14 protein-coding genes are annotated in these 18,678 nt (G+C 62.5%); 11 read left to right on the top strand and 3 right to left on the bottom strand.

The features are described 5' to 3' along the window. Positions 1-99: 99 nt before the first annotated feature. The 5 genes from B5526_RS19965 to B5526_RS19985 all read left to right on the top strand — a co-directional run bounded on the left by B5526_RS19965 (position 100) and on the right by B5526_RS19985 (position 7,621). Positions 100-3,057, top strand: coding sequence for a 2-oxoglutarate dehydrogenase E1 component (locus B5526_RS19965; protein ID WP_079540825.1), 2,958 nt, complete (start codon positions 100-102; stop codon positions 3,055-3,057). Between the two features lie 142 nt (positions 3,058-3,199). Next, complete coding sequence (gene odhB / locus B5526_RS19970) at positions 3,200-4,438, top strand: 2-oxoglutarate dehydrogenase complex dihydrolipoyllysine-residue succinyltransferase (RefSeq protein WP_079545130.1); 1,239 nt, start codon at positions 3,200-3,202, stop codon at positions 4,436-4,438. A gap of 433 nt (positions 4,439-4,871) precedes the next feature. Continuing rightward, on the top strand, positions 4,872-5,618 hold the full coding sequence (locus tag B5526_RS19975) for an SDR family oxidoreductase (protein ID WP_079540827.1): 747 nt from the start codon (positions 4,872-4,874) through the stop codon (positions 5,616-5,618). Positions 5,619-5,653: 35 nt separating this feature from the next. Then, positions 5,654-7,057 carry a dihydrolipoyl dehydrogenase gene (gene lpdA / locus B5526_RS19980; protein WP_079540829.1) on the top strand — a complete coding sequence of 468 codons (1,404 nt, stop codon included), beginning with the start codon at positions 5,654-5,656 and terminating at the stop codon, positions 7,055-7,057. Positions 7,058-7,090: 33 nt separating this feature from the next. After that, on the top strand, positions 7,091-7,621 hold the full coding sequence (locus B5526_RS19985; protein ID WP_079540831.1) for a hypothetical protein: 531 nt from the start codon (positions 7,091-7,093) through the stop codon (positions 7,619-7,621). A 132-nt stretch (positions 7,622-7,753) separates the two neighbouring features. Here the strand turns inward: B5526_RS19985 and B5526_RS19990 are convergent, their stop codons facing one another. Next, positions 7,754-8,344 carry a DUF4337 domain-containing protein gene (locus B5526_RS19990; protein ID WP_079540833.1) on the bottom strand — a complete coding sequence of 197 codons (591 nt, stop codon included), beginning with the start codon at positions 8,342-8,344 and terminating at the stop codon, positions 7,754-7,756. A 105-nt stretch (positions 8,345-8,449) separates the two neighbouring features. Further along, a complete protein-coding gene (locus B5526_RS19995) occupies positions 8,450-9,421 on the bottom strand; it encodes a tyrosine recombinase XerC (protein WP_079540834.1) in 972 nt (323 codons plus the stop codon). Positions 9,422-9,600: 179 nt separating this feature from the next. Here B5526_RS19995 and B5526_RS20000 point away from each other — a divergent pair, with 179 nt between their 5' ends. Further along, a complete protein-coding gene (locus B5526_RS20000) occupies positions 9,601-11,811 on the top strand; it encodes a primosomal protein N' (RefSeq protein WP_079540836.1) in 2,211 nt (736 codons plus the stop codon). Positions 11,812-12,732: 921 nt separating this feature from the next. Beyond that, positions 12,733-12,882, top strand: coding sequence for a hypothetical protein (locus B5526_RS37790; protein WP_154071365.1), 150 nt, complete (start codon positions 12,733-12,735; stop codon positions 12,880-12,882). Between the two features lie 35 nt (positions 12,883-12,917). Here the strand turns inward: B5526_RS37790 and B5526_RS20005 are convergent, their stop codons facing one another. After that, the gene (locus B5526_RS20005; protein ID WP_079540838.1) at positions 12,918-13,427 is read right to left on the bottom strand and encodes a septal ring lytic transglycosylase RlpA family protein; all 510 of its coding nucleotides are present in this window, start codon (positions 13,425-13,427) and stop codon (positions 12,918-12,920) included. 639 nt (positions 13,428-14,066) lie between these two features. Between B5526_RS20005 and B5526_RS20010 the strand changes: the two genes are divergently transcribed. From B5526_RS20010 to atpD, 4 genes are all read left to right on the top strand, one after another. Next, positions 14,067-14,627 (top strand): F0F1 ATP synthase subunit delta, encoded by a 561-nt coding sequence (locus tag B5526_RS20010; RefSeq protein ID WP_079540840.1) that lies wholly within the window; start codon positions 14,067-14,069, stop codon positions 14,625-14,627. Further along, positions 14,627-16,156, top strand: a complete 1,530-nt coding sequence (gene atpA / locus B5526_RS20015; RefSeq protein WP_079540842.1) for a F0F1 ATP synthase subunit alpha — start codon at positions 14,627-14,629, stop codon at positions 16,154-16,156. Before B5526_RS20010 ends, atpA begins: the two co-directional genes overlap by 1 nt. A 91-nt stretch (positions 16,157-16,247) precedes the next feature. Further along, positions 16,248-17,126 carry a F0F1 ATP synthase subunit gamma gene (locus B5526_RS20020; protein ID WP_079540844.1) on the top strand — a complete coding sequence of 293 codons (879 nt, stop codon included), beginning with the start codon at positions 16,248-16,250 and terminating at the stop codon, positions 17,124-17,126. A gap of 48 nt (positions 17,127-17,174) precedes the next feature. Continuing rightward, the gene (gene atpD / locus B5526_RS20025; protein WP_079540847.1) at positions 17,175-18,605 is read left to right on the top strand and encodes a F0F1 ATP synthase subunit beta; all 1,431 of its coding nucleotides are present in this window, start codon (positions 17,175-17,177) and stop codon (positions 18,603-18,605) included. Positions 18,606-18,678: the final 73 nt, after the last annotated feature.

Genomic DNA, 18,678 nt, shown 5'->3' on the forward strand with positions numbered 1-18,678 from the left:
CCTAAATAGGGTAAAAGCCTCTAATGACGCCGTTCCGGTGCTCGGATCGGCTGTTGCGCCGTCTTCCACGCGCAAACTGACATCACCAGGACGTCAATCATGTCTCGCCAGGACGCGAACGCCGCTTTTGCTCTCTCCTCGTTTCTCCAGGGCGCCAACGCCACCTACATCGACGAAATCTACGCCCGCTACGAGCAGGACCCTGCTTCCGTCGACCCCGAATGGCAGGAGTTCTTCAAAAGCCTGAAAGACCCCCCGGCCGACGTCCGCAAGAACGCCGAGGGACCGTCCTGGGGCCGGGACAACTGGCCGCTGGCCCCGCGCGATGAGCTGACCTCCGCCCTCGACGGCAACTGGCCCGGGGTCGAAAAGGCTGTCAGCACCAAGATCGCGGCCAAGGCGCAGGCCAAGGGCGTCGAGTTGACCGCGGCCGACGTCCACCAGGCGACCCGCGATTCGGTGCGCGCCCTGATGCTGATCCGCGCCTACCGCATGCGCGGGCATTTCCACGCCAAGCTCGACCCGCTCGGGATCGAGCCGCCGCGCGACCGCGAGGAGCTCGATCCGCGCTCCTATGGCTTCACTGAGGCCGATTTCGATCGCAAGATCTTCCTCGATCACGTGCTCGGCATGGAATATGCGAGCCTGCGCGAGATCGTCGCGATCTGCGAGCGCACCTACTGCCAGACGCTCGGCGTCGAGTTCATGCACATCTCCAATGCCGCGCAAAAAGCCTGGATTCAGGAGCGCATCGAGGGCCCGGACAAGGAAATCAGTTTTACGCGTGAGGGCCGGCGCGCGATCCTGACGAAGCTGATCGAAGCGGAAGGCTTTGAGAAATTTTGCGATCTGAAATTCACCGGCACCAAGCGGTTCGGTCTCGACGGCGCTGAATCGCTGATTCCGGCGCTGGAGCAGATCATCAAGCGTGGCGGCAATCTCGGGGTCAAGGAAATCGTGTTGGGCATGCCGCATCGCGGCCGCCTCAACGTGCTGACGCAGGTGATGGGCAAGCCGCACCGCGCGCTGTTTCACGAATTCAAGGGCGGCTCGGCCAATCCCGACGCGGTCGAGGGCTCGGGCGACGTCAAATATCATCTCGGCGCCTCGTCGGACCGCGAGTTCGACAACAACCGGATCCACCTGTCGCTGACCGCCAATCCGTCGCATCTGGAGATCGTCGATCCCGTGGTGCTCGGCAAAGTCCGCGCCAAGCAGGATCAGCACGGCGATCCGCCGGACCAGCGCATCTCGGTATTGCCGCTGTTGATGCACGGCGATGCCGCGTTCGCAGGCCAGGGCGTAGTGGCGGAATGCTTCAGCCTGTCTGACTTGAAGGGCTATCGCACCGGCGGTTCGCTGCATTTCATCGTCAACAACCAGATCGGTTTTACGACGTATCCGCGCTATTCGCGCTCGTCGCCCTATCCGTCGGACGTGGCGAAGATGATCGACGCGCCGATCTTCCATGTGAACGGCGACGATCCGGAAGCGGTGGTGTTCGCGGCCAAGGTCGCGATCGAATTCCGGCAGAAATTCCACAAGCCCGTCGTCATCGACATGTTCTGCTACCGCAGGCATGGCCATAACGAGGGCGACGAGCCGGCGTTCACCCAGCCGGTGATGTACAAGAAGATCGCCTCGCATCCCTCGACGCTGGAGCTCTATTCCAGGCGCCTGATCGCTGAGGGCGTGATGACCGAAGGCGAAGTCGAAAAGGCCAAAGCCGACTGGCGCGTGCGGCTCGATGCCGAACTCGAGGCCGGCTCGGGCTATAAGCCTAACAAGGCGGACTGGCTCGACGGCAAATGGGCCGGCTTCAAGTCGGCGGACCAGGAAGAGGACCCTCGGCGCGGCGTCACCGGCGTCGATGTCGCGGTACTCAGGGATATCGGCCGCAAGATTACAAAAGTGCCCGATGGTTTCCGGATTCACCGCACCGTGCAGCGGTTTCTGGAAAATCGCGCCAAGGCGATCGACGGCGGCGCCGGCATCGATTGGGCGACCGGCGAGGCCTTGGCGTTCTGTACACTGCTGCAGGAAGGCCATCATGTTCGCCTTTCGGGACAGGACTCCGAGCGCGGCACCTTCTCGCAGCGCCACTCGGTCCTGATCGACCAGGAAGACGAGAGCCGCTACACGCCGTTCAACCATCTCGGCGGCGACCAGGGCCATTACGAGGTCATCAATTCGCTGCTCTCGGAAGAAGCCGTGCTCGGCTTCGAATACGGCTACTCCCTCGCCGAGCCGAATGCGCTGGCGGTCTGGGAAGCGCAGTTCGGCGACTTCGCCAACGGCGCGCAGGTCGTGTTCGACCAGTTCATCTCCTCCGGCGAACGTAAATGGCTGCGCATGTCCGGCCTCGTCTGCTTCCTGCCGCATGGCTACGAAGGGCAGGGGCCGGAGCATTCCTCGGCACGGCTCGAGCGCTTCCTGCAGATGTGCGCCGAAGACAACATGCAGGTCGTCAATATTACGACGCCCGCCAACTACTTCCACGCGCTGCGGCGCCAATTGCACCGCGAGATCCGCAAGCCCCTGATCATGATGACGCCGAAGTCGCTGTTGCGCCACAAGCGCGCGGTGTCGCGGCTCGACGAGTTGGGCAAGGACACCACGTTCCACCGTATCCTCTACGATGACGCCCAGATGCTGCCCGACGAAAAGATAAAACTCGTGCCGGACGACAAGATCCGCCGCGTCGTGCTGTGCTCGGGCAAGGTCTATTACGATCTCTATGAGGAGCGCGAAAAGCGCGGCATCGATGACGTCTACATCATGCGCGTCGAGCAGCTCTATCCGGTGCCGCTGAAGGCGCTGGTGCAGGAACTCGGACGCTTCAAGAGCGCCGAGCTGGTGTGGTGCCAGGAAGAGCCGCGCAACATGGGCTCGTGGCATTTCATCGAGCCCTATCTCGAATGGGTGCTGAACCAGATCCACGCGCCGAACAAGCGTCCGCGTTACGCCGGACGCGCCGCGGCAGCAGCAACCGCCACCGGTTTGATGTCGAAGCATTTGGCGCAGCTCAAGGCGCTGTTGGATGAGGCGCTGAACTAGGAATTCTTAACTCCGTCATGCCCCGCGCAAGCGGGGCATCCAGTAACCCGCGCCGCTTATTTTAAATCACGACGGTCACGGCGTACTGGATCGCCCGCATTTCGCGGGCGATGACCGCACCGAAATATTGGGGAAGCAGACCATGACTGAAATTCGCGTTCCGACGCTCGGCGAGTCCGTGACCGAGGCCACTATCGGCCGCTGGTTCAAGAAGGCCGGCGATGCCGTCGCGGTCGATGAGCCGCTGGTTGAACTCGAGACCGACAAGGTCACCATCGAAGTCCCGGCGCCTTCGGCCGGCACGCTTGGCGACATCGTCGCCAAGGATGGCGAGACCGTCGCCGTCGGCGCGCTGCTCGGGCAGATCAATGACGGCGCGGCCGCCGCCGCCAAGCCGGCCGCAGCCCCCGCGAAGGCCGCGCCACCGCCTCCGCCGCCGCCCGCTCCAGCCGCAGCCGCGCCAAAGGCGCCGCCGGCTGATGCGCCGCTGGCGCCGTCGGTGCGCAAGCTGTCGGCCGAAACCGGCATCAATGCCTCGACCGTTCCGGGCTCCGGCAAGGACGGGCGGGTGACCAAAGGCGACATGCTGGCGGCGATCGAGAAGGCGGCCTCGGCCCCTGTGCCGGTCAATCAGCCCGCCGCCTCCGTGCAGGTGCGCGCGCCCTCGCCGACGGACGATGCCGCGCGCGAGGAGCGCGTGAAAATGACCCGGCTGCGCCAGACCATCGCGCGCCGCCTGAAGGAAGTGCAAAACACCGCCGCGATGCTGACGACCTTCAACGAGGTCGACATGACCCACATCATGGCGATGCGCTCGCAGTACAAGGACGTGTTCGAGAAGAAGCACGGCATCAAGCTCGGATTCATGGGCTTCTTCACCAAGGCCGTCGTGCAGGCGCTGAAGGACATCCCGGCCGTCAACGCCGAGATCGACGGTACTGATCTGATCTACAAGAATTATTATCACATCGGCGTTGCCGTCGGCACCGACAAGGGCCTGGTGGTGCCTGTGGTGCGCGACGCCGACCAGAAGTCGATCGCCGAGATCGAAAAATCGATCGCCGATTACGGCCGCCGCGCCCGCGACGGCCAGCTCAAGATCGACGAGATGCAGGGCGGCACCTTCACCATCACCAATGGCGGCATCTATGGTTCGCTGATGTCGACGCCGATCCTGAACGCGCCGCAATCAGGCATTCTGGGCATGCACAAGATCCAGGAGCGCCCGATGGCGATCGGCGGCAAGATCGAGGTCCGTCCGATGATGTATCTGGCGCTGTCCTACGACCACCGCGTCATCGACGGCAAGGAAGCGGTGACGTATCTGGTGCGGGTCAAGGAGAGCCTGGAAGATCCGGTGCGATTGGTGCTCGATTTGTGATCGTCTCGCTTTGTGTCCGAAACTCCACCAGACTCTTCATCATGGAAACCGTCCGAAGGCTCGGACGATCCGCCAGCATGGGATCAAGATGAAGCCGATGGTCTGGTCGGGTTATATGTCTTGGTTGGGATCACTCATCTCAATGTCGGCGGTGAGACCGTAATATCGCAAACTCAATATCACGGGCGCATCGTCAGCGCCGACCCCAAGGCCGGATTTAAGGTGGAGTGCGAAGGCAAGTGGAAAGGCCAGCTCATGGGACTACCTCCGGATATCAATGTCTTTACCGCTGCCAGACCGGGACAATATAGGCTCCGTTCAACGGAGGAGATTGTAGAAAACCCGGATCTCCTCGCTACGTGGTCAGTAAAAGGGCGCGTAACGTCTTGATGAAAGAATTTGGGTTGCCGTTATTGATTACGTTGATGGGGGACTGATGGACAAAGTCGTTGTCATCACCGGCGGCAGCCGCGGCATCGGCCGCGCCACCGCGATTGCTGCTGCTTCCCGCGGCTTTCGGGTTTGCGTCGGCTATGCTTCCAATGAAGCCGCGGCCCGCCAGGTCGTCACCAGCATCGAAGCCAGGAACGGCAAGGCGATCGCGGTGAAATGCGATGTCGGCAGCGAGAGCGACATTCTGGCGCTGTTCAAGGCCGCCGATGCGTTCGGCACCTTGGGTGCGTTGGTCAACAACGCCGGCATCGTCGGGCCGAGCCTGCGCGTCGACGAGATGTCGGCCGGGCGCATCGAACGCATGATGGCGGTCAATGTCGCCGGCAGCATCTTGTGCGCGCGCGAGGCGGTGAAGCGGATGTCGACGCGGCACGGCGGCCAGGGCGGCGTCATCGTCAATCTTTCTTCGGTCGCAGCAAAACTCGGCGCGCCCAATACCTATGTCGATTACGCGGCCTCCAAGGGCGCGATCGATTCCTTCACCATCGGACTTGGATACGAAGTCGCCGGCGAAGGCATCCGCGTCGCCGCGATCCGGCCCGGCCTGATCGATACCGAAATTCATGCCTCCGGCGGCGAGCCCGACCGCGCGCATCGGCTCAGCCACATGGTGCCGATGAAGCGCGTCGGCACGGCGGAAGAAATCGCCAACGCCATCGTCTGGCTGATGTCGGACGATGCCTCCTACGTGACCAGCGCCATTCTTGATGTTTCGGGCGGGCGCTAATACCTGTCACCATCTTCAGCTACAGGACTTCAATCATGGCCACTTACGATCTCGTCATCATCGGCACCGGTCCGGGCGGATATGTCTGCGCCATCCGTGCCGCGCAACTCGGCATGAAGGTTGCCGTGATCGAGAAGAACGAAACGCTCGGCGGCACCTGCCTCAATATCGGCTGCATGCCGTCGAAGGCTTTGTTGCACGCATCCGAAATGTTCGAGGAAGCGGAGCACTCGTTCGCCAAGATGGGCGTCAGCGTGCCGCCACCGAAGCTCGATCTGCCCTCGATGATGAATTTCAAGCAGCAGGGCATCGACGGCAACGTCAAGGGCGTCGAGTTCCTGATGAAGAAGAACAAGATCGACGTCATCCACGGCACCGGAAAAATCCTCGGCACCGGCAAGCTCGAGGTGTCAAACAGTGACGGCAAGACGCAGCCGGTGGAGACAAAAAATATCGTCATCGCCACCGGCTCCGACGTCGCGCAACTGAAAGGCGTCGAGATCGACGAAAAGCGCATCGTGTCCTCGACCGGCGCGCTGTCGCTCGACCGTGTGCCGGAGAGATTGTTGGTCGTCGGCGCCGGCGTGATTGGGCTTGAGCTTGGCTCAGTCTGGCACCGGCTCGGCGCGAAGGTCACGGTGGTCGAATTTCTCGACCGTATTTTGCCGGGCATGGACGGCGAGGTCGCAAAGCAGTTTCAGCGTATGCTGGAAAAGCAGGGTTTTGCGTTCAAGCTCTCGACCAAGGTCACCGCGATCGACACCTCGGGCAACACGCTCGTCGCCAAGGTCGAGCCGGCCGCGGGTAGCGCATCGGAGGCGGTGGAAGCCGACGTGGTGCTGGTCTGCATCGGGCGGGTGCCCTACACCGAGGGCCTCGGGCTGAAGGAAGCCGGCGTCGCGCTGGATAATCGTGGCCGTGTCCAGATCGACCCGCATTTTGCCACCAGCCTGAAGGGCGTCTACGCGATCGGCGATGTGGTCGCAGGTCCCATGCTCGCGCACAAGGCCGAGGACGAAGGTGTTGCGGTAGCGGAAATTCTCGCCGGCCAGGCCGGCCATGTGAACTACGACGTTATTCCAGGTGTTGTGTATACCACGCCGGAAGTGTCGGCGGTCGGCAAGACCGAGGAAGAGCTGAAGCAGGCCGGCGTCGCCTATACGTCAGGCAAATTCCCCTTCACCGCCAACGGCCGCTCCAAGGTCAACCAGACCACTGACGGTTTCGTGAAGGTTCTCGCGGACGCGAAGACCGATCGGGTGCTCGGCGTGCACATTGTCGGCCGCGAGGCCGGTGAAATGATCCACGAAGCGGCCGTTTTGATGGAGTTTGGCGGCTCGGCCGAAGATCTGGCGCGCACCTGTCACGCGCATCCGACCCGTTCGGAGGCCATCAAGGAAGCGGCGCTTGCAGTCGGCAAGCGAGCGATCCATATGTGATCGACGCCCGGCGCAGGCCGGGCGAGGATATGGATGATGCGCCGCCTCCTTCAGCCGTTTTGGATTCTGCTTGCGGTCATCTTCCTGATCGAGGCCTGGCTTTGGGATCACCTCGAGCCGATTGTGGCCTGGTTCGTGGCGCTGATCCCGCTGCGCGCCTTCAAGCAATGGCTGACTGAGCGTATCGACGCGCTGTCGCCGGCGATGACGCTGATCGTTTTCGTCGTCCCGGTGATTCCGCTGTTTCCGCTAAAACTGGTCGGGCTCTATCTACTGACCCATGAATATTGGTTCAGCGCCATCCTCACCATCCTCTTTGCAAAGTTCCTGGGCGTCGGCGTCATGGCTTTCGTGTTTGATGTAACGAAGGATAAATTGCTGGAGATGGATTGGTTCGAGAGGCTCTATGAGTTTGTCATGGGGTTGCGGACCAAGGCGACCGCGATAGTCGATCCCGTCAAAGCCCGCATCCTGGACTTGCTGCGCGGCGACGGCGACCGCTGGTCGTCGCGTATGCTGCGCCTGATCCAGCGCTTCCGCAAAGGCGTGCACGAAGCGCGCTAGGACATTTTTGCGCATTCATGGCCTCGTGGTTCGAGACGCGCGGCGTTGCCGCGCTCCTCACCATGAGGGTCTAAGACCTCATCCTGAGGAGCGGCCGCTTGGCCGCGTCTCGAAGGATGAAGCCCCAGTGTCTCACGGCAGATGCAACAGATGCGGCACGAACACGCCGAGTGCGGTGAAGGCGATGCCCACCAGCGTCAATAGGCCGGAGATCCAGGCCAATGCGATCATGCCGGTGATGATGCTCGCGGAAGCCAGCACGATGCCGATCTGAAAGGCGGCGGAGGCGAGTTCGAAATGATGGTATTTCGCAGTCGCAAGGTCGCGCTCTTCCTCGGCATGTTTGGCGCGCTCGGACAATTGCTCCTGCCCTTCACCGCTCTTGGGATCGGAGCGGTAGCGCTCGGCGGTCTTCTGCCAGTCGTCGATCTGCTTTTGCGTCGCCGCCCTGGCGGCATCGTCGCCTGCGGCGCCGAGGCCTAATTTGGTCTGCTCGGCGGCGGTCTGAACGGTGGTGTGGCGAACGCTCTTGGCCTGGAAGAACGCCCACAGGTTCGAGGCCTCGACATTCTTGCTGATCGATTCGGTCTGGGCGCCCTTGCCGAGCGTCTCCGACAGCGCCAGGCATAACGCGATCACGGCGATCAATAACGCGATCCTCCGGTTCTCGCCGGCGGCTTCCTTGGCGCTGTCCGCCTGCTCCATGCTCTCGTGCGCGCTCATGATTCCCTCCCGCTTTGATGACCCACGATTGACCGAACGGGACGGTCTGCGCAAGAGGCAAGCCGCTGCGATGGCAGTGTGTCGCGGATGAAAGCTCGGGCGATCTCAGGCGCGAGGATGCGCGGTCTTGTAGACTTCCAGGAGCCGCTCGCTGTCGATGCCGGTATAGATCTGCGTGGTCGAGAGCGAGGCGTGCCCGAGCAGTTCCTGGATCGCGCGCAAATCGCCGCCGCGGCTCAACAAATGGGTGGCGAAGGAATGCCGCAGCGCGTGCGGCGTCGCGCTATCGGGTAGCCCCAGCGCGCTGCGCAGCCGTTCCATGGTGAGCTGAATGATGCGCGGGCCGAGCGGGCCGCCGCGGGCGCCGACAAAGACCGGCCCCTCGGGTTTCAGCGCATAGGGGCATATCGCCGCATATTCCTGGATCAGCGCCAGCACGTTCTGCAGCACCGGCACCATGCGGGTCTTGTTGCCCTTGCCTGTCACCACCAGCACGTCGCCCGCGCCCGGCAACGGCACGTCGCGGCGTTTTAGCCCGAGCGCCTCGGAGATGCGCAGGCCCGAGCCGTACAACAGTGCCATCACGGCGGCGTCGCGCGCCAAAATCCAGGGATCGCGGGTCTCGCCGGCGCGCTCGTTGGCGTCGGCAAAACGTTTTGCGGCGACAATCGGCACCGGCTTCGGCAGGCTCTTGCCGATCTTGGGGGCGCGGATCGCCGACAGCGCGCCGATCTTGCCCTTGCCTTCGCGCTCGAGGAAGCGGCCGAACGAGCGCAGGCCCGCCAGCGCGCGCATCAGCGAGCGCCCGCCGATGTCGTCGGCGCGGCGCATCGCCATGAACGCCCTGATGTCGGAGGCCTCAAGCGCCGCAAAACGTCGAAGCGTCACCGATGCGCCCCAGTGTTCGCAGAGGAATTGAAGACATTGGCGAACGTCGCGGGCATAGGCTTCCAGCGTCTTCGGCGACAGCCGCCGCTCGGCGCGCAGATGCGACAGCCAGCGCGTCATCTCGAGCGCAAGACTATCGTCGGCGCAGTCGAGTTCGATGGATTGAACCGCGGAAGCTGGTTTTGTCATACCCTGAGTTCTGGGGCTGGCGCCTCTTGCGGCGCACGCGATGATTCCGAGCGATTATATCGCACCTCTTTCGTTTAACCTTCGCTAACTTGTCATCGTGGCAGCGGGGGAACACTGGCCCCGGCCGCCTCGCGGTCCTAAGTTAGGCCGTTCCTCCGCCTCCAAAACCTGATTCTCCGATGGACCATCTTGCGCGCGCCACCACCTCATCCGCCTCGTCGACGCGTGTCGTCGATGTGCTGGTGCCGGTCGCGCTCAATCAGACCTATTCCTATCGCGTGCCCCGCGGCATGGAGCTGAAGCCGGGCGACGTGGTCGCCGTGCCGCTGGGGCCGCGCGAGGTGGTCGCGGTGGTCTGGGCGGAAAACGCCAATCCCGATCCGCGGCTGCATAATCGCCTAAAAGACGTCGGCGAAAAGCTCGACGTGCCGCCCCTGAAAGAGGAACTGCGCTCCCTCGTCGACTGGGTCGCCAACTACACCCTGTCGGCGCGCGGCATGGTGCTGCGGATGACCTTGCGGATGGGCGAACATCTCGGCCCGGAGCGGGTGCGGATGGGCGTGCGCCTGGCCGGCAAGCCGCCCCAGCGCATGACGCCGGCGCGGCGGCGATTGATCGATGTGCTGTCGGATGGCCTGCTGCACGGCAAATCCGAGGCGGCAAAGGAAGCCGGCGTCTCTACCGGGGTGGTAGATGGTCTCGTCGATGAAGGCACGCTTGCAACCGAGCCGATGCCGCGCGCGGTGGCGCCGCCGGCGCCCGATCCTTCCTACGCGCAGCCCGAATTTTCCCGGCAGCAGCGCACCGCCGTGGACGCGATGCGGGCGCTCGCAGCCAATGGCAGTTTCCATGTCGCCCTCCTCGATGGCGTCACGGGTTCGGGAAAGACCGAAGTTTACTTCGAGGCGATCGCGGAGGTCATCCGGCGCGGCAAGCAGACGCTGATCCTGATGCCGGAGATCGCGCTGACCGGACAGTTCCTGGATCGTTTTTCGCGGCGCTTTGGGGTGCGTCCGCTGGAATGGCATTCCGAACTGACGCCACGCACGCGGCAACGCAATTGGGCCGCGATCGCGGAGGGCGAAGCGCCGGTCGTGGTCGGCGCGCGCTCGGCGCTGTTTTTGCCCTACGCAAATTTGGGCCTGATCGTGGTCGATGAAGAGCACGACCAGGCCTACAAGCAGGACGAGGGCGCGCATTATCACGCCCGCGACATGGCGGTGGTGCGGGCGCATATCGCGAAAATTCCAATCGTGCTGGCTTCCGCGACGCCGTCGGTCGAGACGGAAGTGAACGCGCGCAAGGGCCGCTACCAGCGCGTGGTGTTGCCGTCACGGTTCGGCGGCCAGCACATGCCGCATATCGAGGCGATCGATCTGCGCCGCGAAGCCCCCGCGCGCGGCCGTTTTATTTCGCCGCGGTTGGCTGAGGAGATCAAAATCGCGATCGAGCGCCGCGAGCAGGCGCTATTGTTTCTCAATCGCCGTGGCTATGCGCCGCTGACCTTGTGCCGTGCCTGCGGGCATCGGTTTGCCTGCACGATCTGCGACGCCTGGCTGGTCGATCATCGTTTCCGCCAGCGCCTCGTCTGTCATCATTGCGGCTTCTCCATGCCGCGCCCGCTCATCTGCCCGCATTGCCAGGCGGAGCAATCGCTGGTCGCGGTCGGCCCCGGCGTCGAACGCCTGCAGGAGGAGGCCGCCGCACTGTTTCCGCAAGCCCGCACCATGGTGCTGTCGAGCGATTTGATCACCTCGATCGAGACCATGCGCAGCGAATTGAACGAGATCGCGGAGGGCCGCGTCGATATCATCATCGGCACGCAACTGGTGGCAAAAGGCCATCATTTTCCGCGGCTCAATCTGGTCGGCGTGGTCGACGCCGATTTGGGCCTGAGCAATGGCGATCCGCGCGCCGCCGAGCGCACCTTTCAATTGCTCAATCAGGTGATCGGGCGCGCCGGGCGCGATCAGGGCCGTGGCGTAGGCTATTTGCAGACCCACCAGCCCGAACATCCGGTGATGAAGGCGTTGGTGGCGTGCGACCGCGAGGCATTTTATTTAAGCGAAATCGAGGGGCGCGAGCGCGCGCTCTATCCGCCGTTCGGCCGGCTCGCGAGCCTGATCATCTCCGGGGGCGACCGCCCCACCGCTGAAGGCTTTGCGCGCCGCCTTGTGGCCGTTGCGCCGATCGATCCGCGCATCCAGGTGTTGGGGCCGGCCGAAGCCCCGCTCGCAGTGATCAAGGGCCGCTACCGTTTTCGGCTCCTGGTAAAATCAGCGCGCGGCGTCGACCTGTCGGAATATCTCCGCGAATGGCTCGCCGCGGGGCCGAAGACAAAAGGCAATCTCAAGCTCGAAGTCGACGTCGATCCGCAGAGCTTTTTGTGATTGACGCCCCATCCGTCATTGCGAGCCAACGGGTCGGCGCGAAGCGCCGCCCGATGACAGGCTCCGCGACTTGTCCGCCGTAGCTCGAAGAGCGAAGGCGGAAGCAATCCAGCTTTGGTGCCGCGACACAGAAAGCTGGATTGCTTCGTCGCGTCGCTCCTCGCAATGACGGGGAGAGAGTGCGCCCAGCCGCAACTGATTTGCCCGACGGGCAAATCAGCGAGCTACGGCGGCCTGCGCCAAAACGCTAATTTGTTGAACCGGATCAACGTGATTTGGGTCGTCCAGTCCCATTCGCAAAAATAAATCCGTTCTCGTTTGACCCAAATCACTTTTAAAACTCATCCCGTCTCGTTCCTCTGGAGGGGCGTATCGCGATCGTCACGGACGCGGAATGAGATGCGGTGGACGCGAGCGGCGCTATTGACGAACAGCGCTGAAGCGGACGGCGAAGTCGTGTGGTCCTGACACCCCGACGCTGGTGTCAAGTTGGCGGAAGCAATTCCGCCGATGACGGTGGCAAAAGAGCCCGGTCACCGGGGAGAGCACGAAGTAAGCCGTTAAGACCATCGCGTGCGGGAATGCCGGGTTGTTCCGGTGGACCTGTGGTGACTAACGCGCGTGTTTACTACACTACACGCGCGGCTGCGGGTGCATCGGCGCCCGGCATTCCCCACGCCCTCTTGGGGGCGGAAGTTTCTTGCACAACTCGGGCGCTTCGCGCCGCGAGATCGTGAAACTGCGTTTGAAGTTCGCGCTTTATATCGGAGTTCGTCATGCCCGGGCTTGTCCCGGGCATCCACGTCTTGGCCGCACGCGAATAGGCGAATAGCGAATGGAGAGTAGCGAATAGAAATTCGCCATTCGCTACTCGCCATTCGCCCCCTGCCAAGACGTGGATGGCCGGGACGAAGCCCGGCCATGACGAAAACGGGAATTGGCTGTTTGAAAATTGAATCGAGAGCACTCATCCACCCCGCAAAGAAAAAGCCTGCCGTCATTTGCGACGGCAGGCTTTTCTTCGGCGCGCAGCAAACCTCTGCGGCCGATACGCCACGCAACGCTTACTGAATTTTGCGGGATAAAGGAGGCGTCTAGGACGCCACTTAGGAGACGACTTCGGCGGTGACGCGGCCGACGCCGGCACTGGTCAGGCCGACCGCACGCGCGGCGGCCGTCGAAAGGTCGAGAACCCGGCCGCGAACGAACGGGCCGCGGTCATTGACGGTGACGACCACGCTGCGGCCGCCATGGGTGACCCTGAGCTTGGTGCCGAACGGCAGCGAGCGATGGGCACAGGTCAGCGCGCTCTGATCGAAACGCTGGCCGGAAGCCGTCTTGCGGCCGGATTCGTTGCCGTAGAAGGAGGCCATTCCAGAGAAGCTATGTGCGGAGCCCGGCGACGGAGCAATCGCGGCATTGGCCTCGCGCCAGGAAGCGTTGCCGCCCCTGGGAGAGCTGCTGGCATAGTGATGATGACGCTGGCCGTGGTGCCGGTGGGATTTGGCCGAGGCTTCGGTGACGCTGCCCCCGACCATCAGAGTTGCGGCGAAAAGAGCTACCGCCGTGCGCGACTGGGTTACATGTCCCAGCTTGGGCTTGTTGAACTTCAGCATATTTGTCCCTCGAAATAGTATTGCCACATATGTGGCAAGTGGAACCCCCGTCCCGTTTGGAGAGATCGCGCTTTGGTGGGCTAATGAGGCGTGAATTAGGCAGTAGAATCGTTTTGTCGCAGGCTGAAATATCTTGTTACTGAATGCAGGTAATCGAGAGATGTTCCGTAATCTTACGGTTTAATGAAAAATTAACTTAACCATTACTTAGAAATACTGACAAACGAAGTCGTCGCCGGAATCGACGAGGTTTCGTCAAGTAATGCGGCGATGGAATAGCTCCGGCGCCCGGCCGTTCCTGCGGCTGGCGCATCGGGCCCATGCAGGGGAGGGTGGAACAAATCTCCGACGTGTTGACGGGCGTCAATTATGGTTCGCGCTCGCCGACGAATTGTCCGAGCCCACTGGCCTGGAAATCAGAGCTCAATCGACAGGCGACAAGGCAGCGCCAGCGCTTCTCGTCATGTTGCACCTGCGCGCTCGCTATGTTAGCAAAGCCGCGATTTTAACGATCCCGGTGCACTCAGTGCCGGTCGAAAATCGAAGTCCCGCTTGAATTCCAAGGGCTTGGATCGCTAGGCGCCGCATCGTGGCGACGGTTTTTCCCTTGCGAGTTTGACAGCTAAAAAGAGCGTGTCTGTGGCTGCTGAAAATCCGTCCGTTTCGGGAGTATCCGGTCGTTATGCAACGGCCTTGTTCGAACTGGCGCGCGATGAAAAATCCATCGACGCGGTCAAGGCCGATCTCGACAGATTCGACGCCATGCTGAGCGAAAGCGCCGATCTGAAGCGCCTGGTCCGCAGCCCGGTGTTTACCGCGGAGGCGCAGTTGAAGGCGCTGACGGCGGTGCTCGACAAATCAGGTATTTCCGGCATTGCCGCGAACTTCCTGAAAGTCTTGACCGCCAACCGCCGGCTGTTTGTGGTTAGCGACGTGATCCGCGCCTTCCGCGCGCTGGTGGCCAAATTCAAGGGCGAGGCGACCGCCGACGTCACCGTCGCCGAAACGCTCAGCGACAAGAATCTCGACGCCCTCAAAACCGCGCTGAAATCAGTGACCGGCAAGGACGTCGCGCTCAACGTGAAAGTTGATCCCTCGATCATCGGCGGCCTTGTGGTCAAGCTCGGCAGCCGGATGGTCGATAGTTCGCTTCGCACCAAACTCAATTCGATCAAGCACGCGATGAAAGAGGCAGGCTGATGGACATCCGCGCCGCGGAAATTTCCGCGATCCTGAAGGACCAGATCAAGAATTTCGGCCAGGAGGCTGAAGTTTCCGAAGTCGGACAGGTGTTGTCCGTCGGCGACGGTATCGCCCGCGTCTACGGGCTCGATAACGTCCAGGCCGGCGAGATGGTCGAGTTCGAGAACGGCACCCGCGGCATGGCGCTCAATCTTGAAACCGACAACGTCGGCATCGTGATCTTCGGCGCCGACCGCGAGATCAAGGAAGGCCAGACCGTCAAGCGGACCCGCGCCATCGTCGATACGCCGGTCGGCAAGGGTCTGCTCGGCCGCGTGGTCGATGCGCTCGGCAATCCGATCGACGGCAAGGGCCCGATTCAGGCCGACAAGCGGATGCGCGTCGACGTCAAGGCGCCCGGCATCATTCCGCGCAAATCGGTCAACGAGCCGATGGCGACCGGGCTGAAGGCGATCGATGCGCTGATCCCGATCGGCCGCGGCCAGCGCGAATTGATCATCGGCGACCGCCAGACCGGCAAGACCGCGATCGCGCTCGATGCCATTCTCAACCAGAAGCCGCTTAACGCCACCGGCGACGAGAAGATCAAGCTGTATTGCGTCTATGTCGCGATCGGCCAGAAGCGCTCGACGGTTGCGCAATTCGTCAAGGTGCTCGAAGAACAGGGCGCGCTGGAATATTCGATCATCGTCGCGGCCACCGCCTCCGATCCGGCGCCGATGCAGTACCTCGCGCCGTTCACCGGCTGCACCATGGGCGAATATTTCCGCGACAACGGTATGCACGCGGTCATCATCTATGACGATCTGTCGAAGCAGGCAGTCGCCTATCGCCAGATGTCGCTGCTGCTGCGCCGCCCGCCGGGCCGCGAAGCCTATCCGGGCGACGTGTTCTATCTGCATTCGCGTCTGCTCGAGCGCGCCGCCAAATTGAACGATGAGCATGGTTCGGGCTCGCTCACCGCGCTGCCGGTGATCGAAACCCAGGCCAACGACGTGTCGGCCTATATCCCGACCAACGTCATTTCAATCACCGACGGCCAGATCTTCCTCGAAACCGACCTGTTCTTCCAGGGCATCCGCCCCGCAGTGAACGTCGGCCTTTCGGTGTCGCGCGTCGGATCGTCGGCGCAGACCAAAGCGATGAAAAAGGTCGCCGGCAAGATCAAGGGCGAGCTCGCGCAGTACCGCGAAATGGCGGCGTTCGCGCAATTCGGCTCCGATCTCGACGCCGCGACGCAGCGCCTGCTCAACCGCGGCTCGCGCCTGACCGAACTTTTGAAGCAGCCGCAGTTCTCGCCGCTAAAGATGGAAGAGCAGGTCTGCGTGATCTGGGCCGGTACCAACGGCTATCTCGATCCGCTTCCGCTCAACAAGGTGCGCGCCTTCGAGGACGGCCTGCTGTCGGTGTTGCGCAGCAAACACGCCGATATCCTCAACACCATCCGCGACACCCGCGATCTCAGTGATGACGCCGCGGGCAAGCTGAAGGCGGTGGTCGAGGCTTTCGCCAAGAATTTTGCATAATTTGCCGTCGTGGCCCGGTCTAAAGGCTGGGCCCGATGAAAGAGAGGCTTGCGGTCGGATCTAAAGATCGGATCGCCGGGGTTAACTAAGAATGGCTTCACTTAAAGACATGCGGGTCCGCATTGCCTCTACCAAGGCGACGCAGAAGATCACCAAGGCGATGCAGATGGTCGCGGCCTCAAAGCTGCGCCGCGCGCAGACCGCCGCCGAAGCGGCGCGGCCCTATGCGGAAAAAATGGACGCGGTAATCTCCAACATTGCGACCGCGGCCGCAGGCTCGCCCGGGGCGCCGGTGCTGCTCTCCGGCACCGGCAAGGATCAGGTGCATCTGCTGTTGGTCTGCACCGGCGAACGGGGCCTGTGCGGTGCGTTCAATTCGGCGATCGTGCGGCTGGCGCGCGAGCGCGCCAACGCGCTGATCAGCCAGGGCAAAGAGGTCAAGATCTTTTGCGTCGGGCGCAAGGGATTCGAGCAGCTGCGCCGCACCTTCGAGAAGCAGATCGTCGAGACCGTTGAGCTGCGCTCGGTGCGCCAGCTCGGTTTCGTTAATGCCGAAGACATCGCCAAAAAGGTGATTGCGCGTTTCGAGGCCGGCGAGTTCGACGTCTGCACGCTGTTCTATTCGCGCTTCAAGTCGGTGATCGCGCAGGTCCCGACCGCCCAGCAGATCATCCCGCTGGTGGTCGAAGCCCCCGCGGCCAGCGCCGGCCCGGCGACGGCTTACGAATACGAGCCGGAAGAGGACGAAATTCTGAGCGGGCTGTTGCCGCGCAATCTCGCGGTGCAGGTCTTCCGCGCGCTATTGGAAAACAACGCCTCGTTCTACGGCGCGCAGATGAGCGCGATGGACAGCGCCACCCGCAACGCCGGCGACATGATCCGCAAGCAGACCCTGGTCTACAACCGGACCCGTCAGGCGATGATCACCAAGGAGCTGATTGAAATCATCTCCGGAGCCGAGGCGCTCTGATGGCCGCAACGGTCGTTTGAGATCAAGTATTCGAAGGAGAAAGCTTTCATGGCTACACCCGCCAATCAGACTGGACGCATCACGCAAGTCATCGGCGCCGTCGTCGACGTGCAGTTCGAAGGCCACCTGCCGGCTATTCTGAACGCTCTGGTGACGCAGAACAGCGGCAATCGCCTGGTGCTCGAGGTAGCGCAGCATCTCGGCGAATCGACGGTTCGCACCATCGCGATGGATACGGCCGAAGGCCTTGTCCGCGGCCAGGAAGTCAGCGACACAGGCGTTCCGATCACGGTGCCGGTGGGCGCGGGCACGCTCGGCCGCATCATGAACGTGATCGGCGAGCCGGTCGATGAAGCCGGACCGATCAAGGCCGAGGACATGCGCGCGATTCACCAGGAAGCGCCGACCTACACCGAACAATCCACCGAGGCGGAAATTCTCGTCACCGGCATCAAGGTCGTTGACCTGCTCGCGCCTTACGCCAAGGGCGGCAAGATCGGCCTGTTCGGCGGCGCCGGCGTCGGCAAGACCGTGCTGATCCAGGAACTGATCAACAATGTTGCCAAGGCGCATGGCGGTTATTCGGTATTCGCCGGCGTCGGCGAACGGACCCGCGAAGGCAACGACCTCTATCACGAGTTCATCGAGTCCGGCGTCAACAAGAAGGGCGGCGGCGAAGGCTCTAAATGCGCGCTCGTCTATGGGCAGATGAACGAGCCGCCGGGCGCCCGCGCCCGCGTCGGCCTCACCGGCCTCACGGTCGCCGAGCATTTCCGCGATCAGGGACAGGACGTGCTGTTCTTCGTCGACAATATCTTCCGCTTCACGCAAGCCGGCTCGGAAGTGTCGGCGCTGCTGGGCCGCATTCCCTCGGCGGTGGGCTATCAGCCGACGCTTGGCACAGATATGGGTGCGTTGCAGGAGCGCATCACCACCACCACCAAGGGCTCGATTACGTCGATCCAGGCGATTTACGTTCCCGCGGATGACTACACCGATCCGGCGCCAGCGACCACGTTTGCCCATCTCGATGCAACGACCAACCTCGACCGCGCGATCTCGGAGAAGGGAATCTATCCGGCGGTCAACCCGCTGGATTCGACCTCGCGCATGCTCCAAGCGCACATCGTCGGTGAGGAGCACTACACCACCGCGCGCTTGGTTCAGCAGATACTGCAGAAATACAAGTCGCTGCAGGACATCATCGCGATTCTCGGCATGGATGAATTGAACGAAGAGGACAAGGTCACGGTGGCACGCGCGCGCAAAATCGAGCGCTTCCTGTCGCAGCCGTTCTTCGTGGCCGAAGTCTTCACCGGCTCGCCCGGCAAATTCGTCGAACTCGCCGACACCATCAAAGGCTTCCGCGGGCTCTGCGAAGGCAAATACGATCATCTGCCGGAGCAGGCCTTCTACATGGTCGGCACCATCGAAGAGGCGGTCGAAAAGGGCAAGAAGCTGGCTGCGGAAGCAGCGTAACAGGCGAATAGCGAATAGGGAGTGGCGAATAGCGCTGCTCCCTTATTCTCTACTCGCCATTCGCCACTCACCA

Source organism: Bradyrhizobium lablabi (assembly GCF_900141755.1).
Taxonomy (GTDB): domain Bacteria; phylum Pseudomonadota; class Alphaproteobacteria; order Rhizobiales; family Xanthobacteraceae; genus Bradyrhizobium; species Bradyrhizobium lablabi_A.

What these genes read in the sequence shown, in the direction of transcription:
- B5526_RS20020 (WP_079540844.1), top strand. Translation starts at nt 16,248, where the DNA reads ATGGCTTCACTTAAAGACATGCGGGTCCGCATTGCCTCTACCAAGGCG.
- B5526_RS19995 (WP_079540834.1), bottom strand. Translation starts at nt 9,421, where the DNA reads ATGACAAAACCAGCTTCCGCGGTTCAATCCATCGAACTCGACTGCGCC.
- B5526_RS19965 (WP_079540825.1), top strand. Translation starts at nt 100, where the DNA reads ATGTCTCGCCAGGACGCGAACGCCGCTTTTGCTCTCTCCTCGTTTCTC.
- B5526_RS19985 (WP_079540831.1), top strand. Translation starts at nt 7,091, where the DNA reads ATGATGCGCCGCCTCCTTCAGCCGTTTTGGATTCTGCTTGCGGTCATC.
- B5526_RS20005 (WP_079540838.1), bottom strand. Translation starts at nt 13,427, where the DNA reads ATGCTGAAGTTCAACAAGCCCAAGCTGGGACATGTAACCCAGTCGCGC.
- B5526_RS37790 (WP_154071365.1), top strand. Translation starts at nt 12,733, where the DNA reads ATGACGAAAACGGGAATTGGCTGTTTGAAAATTGAATCGAGAGCACTC.
- odhB (WP_079545130.1), top strand. Translation starts at nt 3,200, where the DNA reads ATGACTGAAATTCGCGTTCCGACGCTCGGCGAGTCCGTGACCGAGGCC.
- atpD (WP_079540847.1), top strand. Translation starts at nt 17,175, where the DNA reads ATGGCTACACCCGCCAATCAGACTGGACGCATCACGCAAGTCATCGGC.
- B5526_RS19990 (WP_079540833.1), bottom strand. Translation starts at nt 8,344, where the DNA reads ATGAGCGCGCACGAGAGCATGGAGCAGGCGGACAGCGCCAAGGAAGCC.
- lpdA (WP_079540829.1), top strand. Translation starts at nt 5,654, where the DNA reads ATGGCCACTTACGATCTCGTCATCATCGGCACCGGTCCGGGCGGATAT.
- atpA (WP_079540842.1), top strand. Translation starts at nt 14,627, where the DNA reads ATGGACATCCGCGCCGCGGAAATTTCCGCGATCCTGAAGGACCAGATC.
- B5526_RS20000 (WP_079540836.1), top strand. Translation starts at nt 9,601, where the DNA reads ATGGACCATCTTGCGCGCGCCACCACCTCATCCGCCTCGTCGACGCGT.